Source organism: Mycobacterium sp. IS-2888 (assembly GCF_001954215.1).
Classification (GTDB): Bacteria; Actinomycetota; Actinomycetes; order Mycobacteriales; family Mycobacteriaceae; genus Mycobacterium.
Genome location: NZ_MBET01000002.1, coordinates 44,873 through 57,349, shown reverse-complemented (window position 1 = coordinate 57,349; position 12,477 = coordinate 44,873). Strand labels below are relative to the sequence as shown.

General features: G+C 65.7%; 9 protein-coding genes and 3 pseudogenes. 1 reads left to right on the top strand and 11 read right to left on the bottom strand.

Going from position 1 to position 12,477, the window contains the following annotated elements:
* Positions 1 to 200, bottom strand: a pseudogene (locus A5745_RS24130) (wax ester/triacylglycerol synthase domain-containing protein); the annotation flags it as partial.
* On the opposite strand from A5745_RS24130, the pseudogene A5745_RS00300 reads away from it, so the two are divergent.
* Positions 153 to 836, top strand: a pseudogene (locus A5745_RS00300) (WS/DGAT domain-containing protein); the annotation flags it as partial. The pseudogenes A5745_RS24130 and A5745_RS00300 overlap by 48 nt on opposite strands.
* Here A5745_RS00300 and A5745_RS00295 read toward each other — a convergent pair.
* From A5745_RS00295 to A5745_RS00250, 10 genes and pseudogenes are all read right to left on the bottom strand, one after another.
* Positions 833 to 1,618: a lysophospholipid acyltransferase family protein gene (locus A5745_RS00295; protein ID WP_076114719.1), complete on the bottom strand. Its 786-nt coding sequence runs from the start codon at positions 1,616 to 1,618 to the stop codon at positions 833 to 835. The pseudogene A5745_RS00300 and the gene A5745_RS00295 overlap by 4 nt on opposite strands.
* Positions 1,619 to 1,623: 5 nt before the next feature.
* Entirely contained in the window at positions 1,624 to 2,892 is a 1,269-nt protein-coding gene (locus tag A5745_RS00290; RefSeq protein WP_076114718.1) for a cytochrome P450, read from the bottom strand.
* A gap of 59 nt (positions 2,893 to 2,951) precedes the next feature.
* Positions 2,952 to 3,610, bottom strand: a pseudogene (locus tag A5745_RS00285) (maleylpyruvate isomerase family mycothiol-dependent enzyme).
* A 90-nt stretch (positions 3,611 to 3,700) separates the two neighbouring features.
* The gene (locus tag A5745_RS00280; RefSeq protein ID WP_076114717.1) at positions 3,701 to 5,185 is read right to left on the bottom strand and encodes an aldehyde dehydrogenase family protein; all 1,485 of its coding nucleotides are present in this window, start codon (positions 5,183 to 5,185) and stop codon (positions 3,701 to 3,703) included.
* A gap of 91 nt (positions 5,186 to 5,276) precedes the next feature.
* Entirely contained in the window at positions 5,277 to 6,491 is a 1,215-nt protein-coding gene (locus tag A5745_RS00275; RefSeq protein ID WP_076114716.1) for a cytochrome P450, read from the bottom strand.
* Entirely contained in the window at positions 6,491 to 7,456 is a 966-nt protein-coding gene (locus A5745_RS00270; protein ID WP_076114715.1) for an SDR family oxidoreductase, read from the bottom strand. The genes A5745_RS00275 and A5745_RS00270 overlap by 1 nt, the downstream gene beginning before the upstream one ends.
* Positions 7,449 to 8,591, bottom strand: a complete 1,143-nt coding sequence (locus tag A5745_RS00265) for a spirocyclase AveC family protein (protein WP_076114714.1) — start codon at positions 8,589 to 8,591, stop codon at positions 7,449 to 7,451. The genes A5745_RS00270 and A5745_RS00265 overlap by 8 nt, the downstream gene beginning before the upstream one ends.
* Positions 8,592 to 8,594: 3 nt before the next feature.
* Positions 8,595 to 9,707 (bottom strand): ABC transporter substrate-binding protein, encoded by a 1,113-nt coding sequence (locus A5745_RS00260; protein ID WP_076114713.1) that lies wholly within the window; start codon positions 9,705 to 9,707, stop codon positions 8,595 to 8,597.
* 87 nt (positions 9,708 to 9,794) lie between these two features.
* The gene (locus tag A5745_RS00255) at positions 9,795 to 10,649 is read right to left on the bottom strand and encodes a CbbQ/NirQ/NorQ/GpvN family protein (RefSeq protein WP_076114712.1); all 855 of its coding nucleotides are present in this window, start codon (positions 10,647 to 10,649) and stop codon (positions 9,795 to 9,797) included.
* Positions 10,650 to 10,713: 64 nt separating this feature from the next.
* Entirely contained in the window at positions 10,714 to 12,426 is a 1,713-nt protein-coding gene (locus A5745_RS00250) for a nitric oxide reductase activation protein NorD (protein ID WP_076114711.1), read from the bottom strand.
* Positions 12,427 to 12,477: the final 51 nt, after the last annotated feature.

Sequence of the window (12,477 nt, the reverse complement as noted above, 5' to 3'; positions counted from 1 at the left end):
ACGTCGTTAATGGTGATCCGCAACCGCTTACCCGCGTGTTTCACCTGCGCCAGCGACAGGGTCGCGGTCGCGAACGTCCGTACCGGTGAGACCACATGGTTGATGAATGTCGGCGGCGCGTGCAGGAGCCGGGCGAAATCCGGTTGCTCACCACGTTCGCGACCGCGACCCTGTCGCTGGCGCAGGTGAAACACGCGGGTAAGCGGTTGCGGATCACCATTAACGACGTGGTGATGGCGATGGCCGCGGGCGCATTGCGGGAGTTGCTGTTGCGCTACGACGGCGCCGCGGACCGGCCCATCCTCGCCTCGGTGCCGGCCAGTACGGACCGCTCGCCGCACCGGATCAGCGGCAACGAGCTCGGTGGGATGGTGGTGTCGCTGCCGACGCAGGTCGACGACCCGTTGGAGCGTGTGCGGTTGACGTCGTTGGCGACCTCGATCGCCAAAGAAAACAATGAGCTGTTCGGTCCCGAGCTGTACGGCAAATTGATCACCTACCTGCCGTCGGTCGTCGCCCCCGCCGCGTTTCGGTGGCTGGCTCGGCGAGACGCGCAAAACAGGCTGTTCAACCTGCCCGTGTCCAATGTCGCCGGGCCGCGCGAGCGTGGGCGTTTCGCCGGTGCCGTGGTCGGCGAGATCTATTCCGCGGGCCCGCTGATCGCGGGGTGCGGCATCAACATCACCGTGTGGAGTTACGTCGACCAGCTCAACATCTCGGTCATCGCCGATGATCGCACCGTTGCCGACACCCACGAAGTGACCGACGCTATGGTCGGTGCGTTCCACGAAATATGCGCTGCCGCAGGGATTTCAAGCGACGTCACCGAATCCTAGCCCAGGACGGGATACCGGCGCTCGCTGGCCAGTCGATCGAGCGCGGTCTGCATCACCGCACGCACATGCGCGTCGACGTCGGAGACTTCCGGCTTGTCGCCGAACCGGGCGCGGATATCGATCGGTTTCAAAACATCGGTCACGATCTTGGTCGGCAGCGGGAGATTGGGCGGCATAATCACGCTCAACCCGAACGGGAACCCCAGGGTCACCGGCAGAATGTCCGACCGAAACCGCGACAGGCCCAACCGCTTCGCCAACCAGGTCCCTCGAGTCAAGAACAACTGGCTCTCCTGCCCGCCGACGGACACCGCCGGCACAATCGGCACCCCCGCGGCGATCGCCGACCTGACATATCCCGTGCGCCCATTGAAGTCGACGACGTTTTCGGCCAATGTCGGCCGGTACGCGTCGTAGACGCCGCCGGGGAAAACCAGCACGACTCCTCCCGACCGCAGCGCTTTGACGGCGTTTTCCGTGCTGGCGTGGATCACGCCAAGACGCGTGAACACGCCGGCCAGCGGTCCGGCAAACATCCCGTCGTGACCCAGCGTGTACAGCGGGCGGTCGTAGCCGAATTTGCGGTAGAACGCTGAGGCGAAGATCAGCACATCGGGCGTCAGCATGCCGCCGGAATGGTTGGACACCAGCAGCGCGCCGCCCCGTACCGGCAACGATTCCAACCCGCGCACCTCGAAGCGGAACCAGCGCCGCGCTACGGGGCCCGCCGCATTGACGAGCCGCTCCGTGAATCCGGGATCCCACCTGGCGGTTTCGTGCATAGCGCTCACGCGATCGGGCTGAATCCCAGGTGCAGCTCGGTGAGGCCACGCATCTGCCACGTCGGTTCGTAGGTATAGCGCCGGGCATCTGGAGGACCGTGCTGTTCCTCGGCGATGCTGATGTCTGCCATCCGGTCGAGGATGCGATTGAGCGAGATCCGTCCCTCGGCCCGGGCCAGGGGTGCGCCGGGGCAGGAATGATTGCCCCGTCCGAACGCGATATGTTCGCGAACATTGGTCCGGTCAATGCGAAACTCGTTGGGGTCATCGAATTTACGGACGTCCCGGTTGCTCGCACCGGGAAGTAGCATCACAGTGCTGCCCGCCGGAACCTTGATGTCACCGATGGACGTCGATGTCCGCGCCATCCGGAAATGACACTTGACCGGACTTTCCATGCGCAGTGTCTCTTCGACGAAAGTCGGTATCTTGCTCCGGTCTTCGCGAAGCAATTTTTGGAGCTCCGGATGTTCGGCGATCGTTCGTACGGCGAAGCTGAGCAACTTGGTGGTCGTTTCCTGTCCGGCAGCGAACAGGAAGGTGGCGAGCCGGACGACGTCGATGACTTCGGGAGTCGAGCCGTCGGGATACTTCGCCAGGGCCAGCTCGGTCAGCACGTCGGATCGCGGTTCGCGGCGGCGCTCGGTGATGTGAGTGGTGAACTTTTCGTCGAGGTACTCGAGCGGGTTGTGTGCGCGCGTCACCGAGTCGTCGTCGATCCCGCCAGGGACCTGGCCGGAGAACGCCGCCCGAAACTCCTCGTGGTCTTCCGTCGGAACACCCAGCAGATCGGCAATCACCAATCCCGAAAAGGGTCGCGCGTAGTCATCCAGGAACTCACACGTTCCGCGGGAGACGAACTCGTCGAGCTGCGCATCGGCGAGCCGCCACATGAAGTCTTCATTTTCCTTGAGCCGCTTGGGAGTCAGCAGGCGGCTGAGCAGCCCCCGCGTCCGGGTATGGTCCGGCGGATCCTGGGTGACGATGTGTTCGCTCATCGGGATCTGCGTGCGATGCTGCTCGATCAGCTCGCCGATGTCGTCGCCCACGGGCTCGAAGGGCAGGCCCGAAAAGGGGCCGGCGACCGAGACACATGAGGAGAAGGACGGATCCTTGTACACCGCGAGGGCTTCCTGGTGCCCCGTTATCGCCATGACGCCCTGTTCGGGTTGCGGCATCACCGGGCAACGGCCGCGCAGGTGGTCGAAATAGGGGTACGGATCGGGGATAAGGGAAGCGTCGGTGAAGAAATCGACCGAGTCGAAATCAGTCATTCCGTCATACCCTTTCGCGCGTCACCCGGCCCTCCGTCAAATCTAGAACGGAACAAAAATTAGGTCAAATCGCCAGGAGGAGCAGGTACCCGCTCGAGCAGCCGTGCCAGGCCCGGCCCTTCGAGCAGATGCAAGAGCGCGGTGCGGCCGCTGACCGCCATCATGAGCGCGGCGACCGGTCCGCGAATCTCGGCACCCCTCCCCCAGGTCCGACGAATATCGTTAGCGCGCAGGCTGATCCCGCGCAGGCGGCCCAACGGAACGAAACCGAACGGCCACGGACCGGTCAGGAAATCCATCGCCAGCGCCGGCAACTGCGGGTCGGGGGCAAACGGCAGGCCGAGCGGGATCCTGATGTCGCCACCGTGCACCAGGACGTCAGCCAACGGATCGAGTGGGCCGAACAACGGCGGACTGATCCGGCGATCCGCGCATTGACGCAGGCTGGCGGCGATATCAGAGGCCGGCCGCCGCGCGCCCTGTCGGGCCAACTCGTCGATCGCGCGCGCCATGCTCCGACGGCGCAGCGCGAGGCTCAGAAATGCCGGGGTTCCGTCTGTGATGGTGCTGACGATATGGGCGGCCACCGTCTTGACGTCCCAGCCATCGCACAGGCTGGGGGTGGCCAACTGCGCCTCGTCCAAACGATCCAGCAGATTCCGATGCGGCGCCGTTCGTCGGCGACGGCGGCGAACACAAACTCGCGTTCTTCTCGCATCCGCGGCTAGACCTAATGCGTCGAGATTGCCGTCATGGCTGCGATCGGCTCCAAAACCACAACCCTGACGGCAATCTCGACGCCGGCAACTCAGCCGACGGGATAACCCACGGATTTGATCTCTGTGTACTGGTCGAACCCCGCGACGCCGTTCTGGCGGCCCACCCCGCTGTGCTTGTATCCGCCGAACGGGGTGTCGGCGCCGTACGGCGCCCCGCCATTGACGCCGATGAAGCCGGCCTTGATCCGGCGAGCCACCGCCAGCGAATGCTCCAGCGAGCCCGACATCACGTTGCCGGCCAATCCGTACACGCTGTCGTTGGCGATCCGGATCGCGTCCTCCTCGTCGTCGAACGGGATCACCGACAGCACCGGCCCGAAGATCTCCTCTTGGGCGATCGTCATGGAGTTGTCGACGTCGGTGAAAAGCGTTGGGCGGATGAAGTATCCCTTGTCGAAACCGGTCTCCGCGCCGGGCCCACCGACCAGTGCAGTGGCGCCCTCTTCGACGCCCTTCTTGATGTAGCTCGTCACGCGGTCGAACTGTCGCTGCGAGATCACCGGACCGCACAGGGTCGCGGGATCCTGGGGGTCGCCGCACGTGACGTTCTCGTAGATGCCCTTGAGGATTGCCACACCCTCGTCGTAGCGAGACCGCGGCAACAACATCCGGGTGGGATTGGCGCAGCCCTGGCCCGCGTGCATGCACGGGGCGATGCCGATCGCACATGCCAATCCGAAGTCGGCGTCCTCGAGAACGATGGTGGCCGACTTGCCGCCGAGTTCGAGGAACAGCCGCTTCATCGTGGCAGCGCCTTTTTCCATAATCCGCTTGCCCACGACCGTCGAGCCGGTGAACGAGATCAGGTCAACCTTGGGCGAGAGCGTAAGCTCTTCGCCCACAAAGTGATCCGAGGCGGTGACGACGTTGACGACGCCGGCCGGGATGTCGGTCTTTTCGGCAATCAGCCGGCCCAGCCGGGTCGCGTTGAACGGGGTATTGGGCGCTGGTTTGAGCACCACCGTATTGCCAGTTCCCAGCGCCTGGCCGAGCTTGTTGAGGGTGACCTCGAACGGGAAGTTCCACGGCACAATCGCGCCGACTACGCCCACCGGCTCCCGCCAGACCTTGATGGAGGTGTTGGCGCCGGTCAGGCTGATCACGCGGTCCCCGAGGTCGGTTTCCCACGCGTACTCGTCGATCAGTCGCGCCGGGTACTTCAGTCCGTCGGCCAGCGGGGCGTCCAGCTGGGGGCCGAAGGTGATGGCCCGTGGGGAACCAACTTCGAGGATGAGTTCCTCGCGCAGCTCCTCCTTCTCGGATTCGATCGCGTCGTGCAGTTGCAACAGGCAGCGCTTGCGAAGCTCGCGGTTGGTCGACCAGTCGGTCTCGTCGAAGGCGCGCCGGGCCGCGTCGATGGCCCGGTGCATGTCCTCCTTCGACGCGTCGGCGACCTCGCCGAGCGATTCCTCGGTCGCCGGGTTGATGTTGGTGAAGGTGCCCGCCTGGCCCTCGACGAGCTTGCCGTCGATCATCATTTTGGGCTCGAAGCGAACCTTTACAGCCTCGGTCATATCTGTCACTCTCTTCTGCGTCGTTTGAAGGGCTACGGAGAGCCTTACTGGAAACTAGCCGATTGACAAGTTGCAACCGCTGCGGGGCTGGTCACTGGGGGTCGAACAGCACCGGGACCGACGTCGGCGACCGGAAAACCTGCCCCCGTATGTGCGGGTCGTCCCCGTCGGGGTCCAGTCGAAGATTCGGCAGCCGGTCGAGCAACAGGTTGATGGCGGTGCGCATCTCCAGCCGCGCCAGGTGCATGCCGAGGCAGACGTGCACGCCGTGCCCCCAGCCGAGGTGTCCCCTGGCCTGTCGGTAAATGTCGAACGTGTCGGGATCGGGGTAGCGGTCTTCCTGCCGGTTGGCTGATCCCAGCATCGGCATCACCGTCGAGCCGGCCGGGATCGGCACCCCGCCGAGTTCGGTGTCGCGGGTGGCAACCCGGGTGATGGTCAGCAGGGGCGGTTCCCACCGCACGCCCTCTTCGATCGCCTGGGGCAGTAGCGATCGGTCCGCGCGGATGGCGTCCATCTGCGCGGGGTCGGACAGCAGTGCCAAGAGCAGGCTGCCCAGCGCGCGATAGGTGGTCTCCACCCCCGCGGGCAGCAGTAGGCGCAAGAACGAAAAGATCTCCTCGTCGTCGAGCTTCTCCCCGTCGATCTCCGCGTGGGCCAGCGCGCTGATCAGATCGTCCTTCGGTTCGGCGCGGCGGGCGTCGAGGATCGGCGCGAAGTAGTCACATAGCGCGGCCGACGCCGCGAGCCCGCGTTCCGGATTGAGGATCCAGCTCAGCAGGGAGATGGACCAGCGCTGGAATTGCGGATAGTCCTCCTCCGGCAGGCCCAGCAGGCCGGCAATGATCTGGCTTGGATAGTCGAAGGTGAATTCCTTGACCAGGTCGGCCTTGCCCTTCGCCGCGAACTTGTCGATCAGGCTGTTGGCGACGCGACCGACCAGCTCGTCCTCCCAACGCGCTAAGGCCTTCTGCGAGAACGCCTTTGACACCAGCGACCGCAGCCGGCCGTGCACCGGTTCGTCCATGCCGAGCATCACGCCTTCGCCGAGCACCGGACCGAACGCCGCGATGACAGCCGCCGACGAGAACGTTTCGTTGTCGCGCAGCATCTGCTGGGCTTCCTCGTGGCGGTAGACGATGAACACCGGCTTGGACTCCTCGTGGGGCATTCCCGAGGTGTCCAGGCGCTGGACCGGCTCCTCGCGGCGCAGCCGCGCCAGTTCCGTGTAGGGGTCGCGCACGTCGCCGGAGACGGCGTCGTCGAAGGCGCCGAAGTCTTCCAGGTCGTCGAAAAGCTGTTCCATTACTGCTCCTTTGATCCCAAGCGCCGCAACACCGACGCCGGTAGAACTCGAGCGGCGAGCACCATCAGCCGTTGGCCGGCGGTCAGCGGCCATGTCCCGCCGCGCATCGACCCCTGTCTGGGGATGCCCAGCACGATCCGGGACATGTGGTGCATGCCCGAGGCCGGGAGGATCCTGTTGAGCGCCAACAGCATCGAGGCATCGGGTCCCACGCCGCGACGACGGAACGGCACACGGTCGCCCAGCGCCTTGACCAGGCCGTCGGTGAACCGCTCGGGTGGCCTGGCGAAACGGATCGCGAAACGGCCGCGGGTGTTCATGGTGGTATGCAGCCGCGCGTAGGGGCCGTCGAAATCACGGTCGTCGGTGGTGCCCGCGTCGGTGATGATGTCGGTGTCGTACACGCCGGTCACCAAAACGGTGACGCCGAGGCCGAAGGGCGCGATCTCGCACGCCATCGCCTCACCCCATCGCTCCAGCGCCCCCTTGGCCGCGGAATACGGCGCGGTGCCCGGCTGGCCGCGCACGCCGGACGCGCTGGACACCAGCACGATGCGTCCCTCGCCGGCCGCGCGCATCGCCGGCAGCAGCGCCTGGGTGAGCGCGACGGGGCCTATGACGCTGGTGGCGAACATCTTCTGCCACAGCTCCGTGTCGGTCTCCTCCACCATTCCGGCGGCGGAGATCCCCGCGTTGTGCACCAGCGCGTAGGGCGCGCCGACGGCTTCCTCAATTGTCTTGGCGGCAGCGGAGATTGACACCGCGTCCGTAAGGTCGAGCTGCACGCCGACGAGACGGTCGTCGTCACCGGCCGCTCCCGTCGCCTCGCGCAGCGCCGCGATCCCCTTCTCGGGTGCGCGCATCGCCGCGATTACCCGCCACCCCTCGCGGTGGAGGCGCACCGCCGAGGCGAAGCCCAGGCCACGGGAAGCGCCGGTGATGACGACGCTACGAGGATCAGCCATTCTTACTCGGGGTTGCACAGGCACCCTCACCGGGCGCCGGCGGTTGGACTTGCGGTCGGCCGTTGGGTTCCCCGCTCGCCCAGGTCGACCAGATGCCGACCGAGTACGGGCCCTGCGCCCCTGCCTTCTCGTAATACCCTTGCGGGTCATACACTTTGGCCTCCGGGTAGGGCCACGGGCAGGCCACCGAAGTCGCCGCATGGCTGACCTTGATAGCCCAGAACCACGCCCCGTACGCGAAGTAGGAGACATTGATAATGGCGAACATCACGAGGAAGGTGCCGAGCACCGGGCGCGTCGGAAAGACCTTGGCCTTGGCGGCCAGCTTCTCCGCCACCGATTTACCCGTGTCGTCGCGATAGCACAGGATCGCCGCGGGCACCATCACGAACGTCACCGAGAAGGACTCCCAGATCAACGGGAACTGGAACGTCGTGCCGGTGAATACCGAGCCCCAGGGAATCACCTGCGAGTAGATGTACATGCCCCAGTGGATGAGGGTGTTTTCCAGAAACGCATCCATGACGAAGCCGATCACCATCGTGATCAGACCCAGGCACACCAACGGATGTCGCGACACGAACGCCTGCGGCCTGTGCTTGGCCTGCAGCTTCCGCAGGATCCAGACGGCCGGAAAGTAGGGGCCGAAATAGAACATCACGTAACCGAAAACTACAAACGGTTCGACCGTCGGCGACAGCGACACCAGCGGCCACGACTCCGGCCAGTGGACGAGATCGGGGTTGTACACCGCGAACGGGGCCCAGTTCATGATCGGGTCCTGCCACACGATCAGCGTCGTGCACAAGAACATCAGCATGACCGGACTGCCCGGATTCCGTCGCCAGCCTCGGATAAAGACCAGCAGCAGCACAATGAGCGCCACCACAGTGGCAGCATCCAGGAACCCGATGTAGTCCAGCCCGAATTGGAACTTGACCGGGCGCGGCCGGCCCACGACATTCGGGTTGGCGACCCGCGGATCCAGGGCGACACGGCGGTTCGCGATGAAGAAGAGCGCGAACGCCGCCAGCGCAGCGCCGGCGATCCAGCCACCCCAGCCGCGTTTGCGGCTTCGGGGCGGCGATTCCGGCTTCTCGTCGGCGGCAAGCGGTGCGGATTGGTCAGTGCTCATTTCTCACTCTCCGAAGCGATCGACCAAGTGCGAGTTGGTGCCGTCGGCGTCCAGGGTGCGTGCGACCAGATAGCCGGCACCCATCCACGCGCGCCGCGTCCATTTGCCGAAGGAGACCCGGGTGCCGGGCGCACCGGAGGCGGCGGGCATCATCTTCACCCGCTCCAACGCCTCTTTAACGCCGCGCGGGCTGAGCGGGTGCGCATCCGCGAACGCACGCACAAGTGTGGCGGCGACGTCACGGTTGACCACCGACACGCAATATTCGGGGCGGCTACCGTCGTACTTCTCGGCGTAACGATCGAGGAAGTCCTGGCCGACTCGATTCGCCTCGTCATACTGATCGACCCCGACCCAGCCCATGAATGCGTCCCACATGATCGGGTTCACCCACGCGTTCTGGAAAGCCGTCGTCGTGAATCGCGGCGGGTCCCAATCGACGGCCTGCAGCGCCGGGTTGATGAACACGATCCCAAAGCCGAAGCCCAGATGCACGATCGCTTCGGCCTTCGCATCGTGCAGGGTGCGGACGGCTTCATTGATGTCCTGCGCGGTTTGGGCGATCGCCGCTTCAGCAACGATGCGAATGCCATTGCGGCGGCAAGCGCTTCGCAGGTTCTTGAGGTAGCTCTCGCCGATCAGGTTCTGCTCGACGAGGACGCCGATCTCGGAGAGTCCGCGTTTGGCGACGAGGTCCGCGATGAAGATCGGCTCGTCGGTCATCGAACCCTGCGGGAAGGAGAACGTCCATTCGCCCAACCAGTCGTCGGTGCCGGTGACGCTGATGGCGGGGACCTTGAACCGTTCTTGGATCGCCTCGCGGGTGGGCACGCAGTTGTCGGTGATGTGCGGGCCGAACACCACCAGGCAGCCTTCGTCGACGAGCTCGCCGAAGGCATCGATCACCGCCTTGACCGACCCCTTCGGCAGCCCCTCCACTTCGCGGTAGATCATTTGCACCGGGCGATCGATCAGGCCCTGTTGAAGGGCTTCGTCGAACACGAGGTCAAAGCACCGCGTGAAACTCGCCATCAATTCCTCGGGAAAGCCCGGCGGCAGCGTGAAGTCCATCAGATAGCCGACCTTGATCGGCTCAGCAGTGCTTTCGTAGGACATCTGACCTCCCGGGTGGCGATCTCGTGCGCGCCGATCCGAAAACCTAATATTTGTTCAGACCCTAGCGGGGCCGGTATACAGCGTCAATCATCGCGCCCCATCAACCCCGGATCCGCCCAGATAGATGTCGACCATCTCGCCCAGGCCTTTGCCCACGGCCACGTCGTCGGTCAGTGGCCCGGCGATCGCCGCCCGGGCCGCCTCTTGCAGTGTCAGGCCCTCCGCGACGAGCCGGCCCGCCGCGATCAGCACGCGCGTCGAGGCTACCTCGCGCAACCCACCGGTTTCCAGCCGGCGGATCGCCTGCCCGAAACGCACCAGCTCGGCTGCGGTCGCATCGTCGACACCCGACTCGTGCGCAACGATGGCCTCCTCGACATCTGCTGCGGGGAAACCGAATTCGATGGCGACCATGCGCTGACGTGTGGAATCCTTCAGGTCCTTGAGCACACTTTGATAGCCGGGGTTGTAGGACACCACGAGGCCGAATCCGGGGGCCGCGTCCAGTGTGACACCGAGCCGTTCGATGGGTAGCTGGCGGCGGTGGTCCGCGAGTGGATGCAGCACCACGGTGGTGTCCTGACGGGCCTCCACGACTTCGTCCAGATAGCAGATCGCGCCCTCGCGCACCGCCCGGGTGAGCGGACCGTCCACCCACACCGTCTCGTCGCCCTGCAGCAGGTACCGACCGACCAGATCCGCGGTGGTGAGGTCGTCATGGCACGCGACGGTGATCAGCGGCCGGCCGAGGTCGAAGGCCATCGCCTCGACGAAGCGGGTCTTGCCGCACCCCGTCGGGCCCTTCAAGACGAGGGACAAACCCTGGCGGTACGCCGCCTTGAAGATTGCCTCTTCGCTGCCAATCGCCTTGTAGTAGGGCCGCACCGTGTCCGCCTCGGGGGTCACGCCGTTCCGGTAAGCGACTCCGGACTCGTCGGCCATTGCGTCCCCTCTGTCAGCCGCAGCACCGCGGTGTTTTCGAGCCTATCCGGAACAGATGTTTGTTTCAAGCCCGCTGAACAGCTGGTTTGGACACCCTTCGATGAACCTCAGCCGATCGTAATGCGGACCGGAAGAGCGGTCCGATCACGCCGGCGAGCTGATCGGGCCGCGCGATCGTCGCGTGCGCGGTGCTGCCGAACACCCGGCGCAATGACTGCACATCGGTTCCCGCGCCGATCGTCAGACATACGCAGCCGGTGCCGCGGCGGCGCGCCTCGATCAGGGCGCGGCGCGCATCCGCGGCACCGTAAGCCCGCTCGTAACCGTGGTCGTACGCGAGCCCGTCGGACAACACCACCAACAGCCGCCGCGACGTGCCTCCGCGTGCCTCGAGCACCGCCGAGCCGTGGCGGATGGCCGCGCCGAGGCGGGAATACGCGCCGGGTTCGAGGCTGTTAAGCCGCTTCATGACCCGGGAGTCGAGATGGTCGTCAAACCGTTTGACGGGCACCATGTTCACCGCGCGCCGGCCCTGCGAGTAGTAGGCGTAGAGCGCGACCCGGTCGCCCAGATCGTGCAGTGCCACAGCGAGATTGGCGACCGCCGCACGCTGTTGTTCGTGCACCGTGCGTCCGACCGTTCCTGGCTCCGCCGCCGACCCCGACACGTCGAGCAGGAGCAGCACCGACAGGTCGCGTCGGCGCCGCAGGCTGTCGAGGTATACCGCCTCGTCGGGCACCGACCCGGCCAGCACCTCGACGCGAGCTTCGACCGCGGCGTCGATATCGATGTCGTCGCCCTGCGGCTGGCGGTGGCGGCGGTGCAGGCCCATCCCCAGTCGCGATAGCGGGCGCCGCACGCCGATGGCGGCATCGATCGCGTGGGTCGCCGATGGCTTGATTTCCCCCTCGATTTCGCGCACGGTGCACCACGCGGGCCGGTAGCTCCTGCACGTGACATCCCATTCCGGATAGGTCACGCCGTCGACGTCGCTGTGGGTTTCGTGGTCGTCGACCTCCTCGCTCGCGGTTGACGCCAGCGAGGCGACGGCGTGCAGGCCGCGGTTGGCGGAGTTCGTCCGGTGCGTCGGGGTATCCGCGCCGGGCGGACCACCGCCGCTCCCGGTCTTACGCGCCGAAGACAGCATCTTCTTCAGCCACTTGCCGATGAAGCCGCCCCCGCCCACCGGGCTGGTGAACATGTCCGGGTCGTCGGAATCGTCGATCGCGCCGTCCTCTAGCTCCTCGAGTTGCTTCGCGCCGTCCCCGCGCGGGACATGAACGGCGTTGCGCCGGTCCTCAGGCTTGGCCGAACCCGCGGCCAGTACCTTCGCGGCACGGATCACCCCGAATTCCGGCGGCGGGTCGTCGATCGCCTCCCTGCTCTCGGCAATTCGCAGGGAATCGACGGCCGACCCGGTGCGACTCGCGACGTCTCGGTTGCCCATCGATGCCAGCGTGCCCGGCAGCAGATAGCTATTGGCGACCAATGCGCGATGACCCTCGATCGCCAGATACCGCTTGGCCAGCCGTGGACGCCGGACCAGGGAACGCACCACGTCGGGGTCCAGGCTGCCGGCCGCGAGCATCGAGGCCTGGACGGCAACCGCTTCGAGTTTCGCGCGGGCCGGCGCGGAAGGATCCAGGTAAATCGTCTGGCCGTCGGTCCACGACGGCTCACCCGGTTGCAGTTCAGCCACCGCCACCGCACTGCCCGCAAGGGCGGAGGCCAGCAGGCCGAAAACCTGCGGCTGGTCGCCAGGAGCGTCGCTCGGCACGCTCCACCTCCGAACCTTGGACCGCGTTGACCAAATATCTGTTCCAACGTA

What these genes read in the sequence shown, in the direction of transcription:
- A5745_RS00295 (WP_076114719.1), bottom strand. Translation starts at nt 1,618, where the DNA reads ATGCACGAAACCGCCAGGTGGGATCCCGGATTCACGGAGCGGCTCGTC.
- A5745_RS00290 (WP_076114718.1), bottom strand. Translation starts at nt 2,892, where the DNA reads ATGACTGATTTCGACTCGGTCGATTTCTTCACCGACGCTTCCCTTATC.
- A5745_RS00280 (WP_076114717.1), bottom strand. Translation starts at nt 5,185, where the DNA reads ATGACCGAGGCTGTAAAGGTTCGCTTCGAGCCCAAAATGATGATCGAC.
- A5745_RS00275 (WP_076114716.1), bottom strand. Translation starts at nt 6,491, where the DNA reads ATGGAACAGCTTTTCGACGACCTGGAAGACTTCGGCGCCTTCGACGAC.
- A5745_RS00270 (WP_076114715.1), bottom strand. Translation starts at nt 7,456, where the DNA reads ATGGCTGATCCTCGTAGCGTCGTCATCACCGGCGCTTCCCGTGGCCTG.
- A5745_RS00265 (WP_076114714.1), bottom strand. Translation starts at nt 8,591, where the DNA reads ATGAGCACTGACCAATCCGCACCGCTTGCCGCCGACGAGAAGCCGGAA.
- A5745_RS00260 (WP_076114713.1), bottom strand. Translation starts at nt 9,707, where the DNA reads ATGTCCTACGAAAGCACTGCTGAGCCGATCAAGGTCGGCTATCTGATG.
- A5745_RS00255 (WP_076114712.1), bottom strand. Translation starts at nt 10,649, where the DNA reads ATGGCCGACGAGTCCGGAGTCGCTTACCGGAACGGCGTGACCCCCGAG.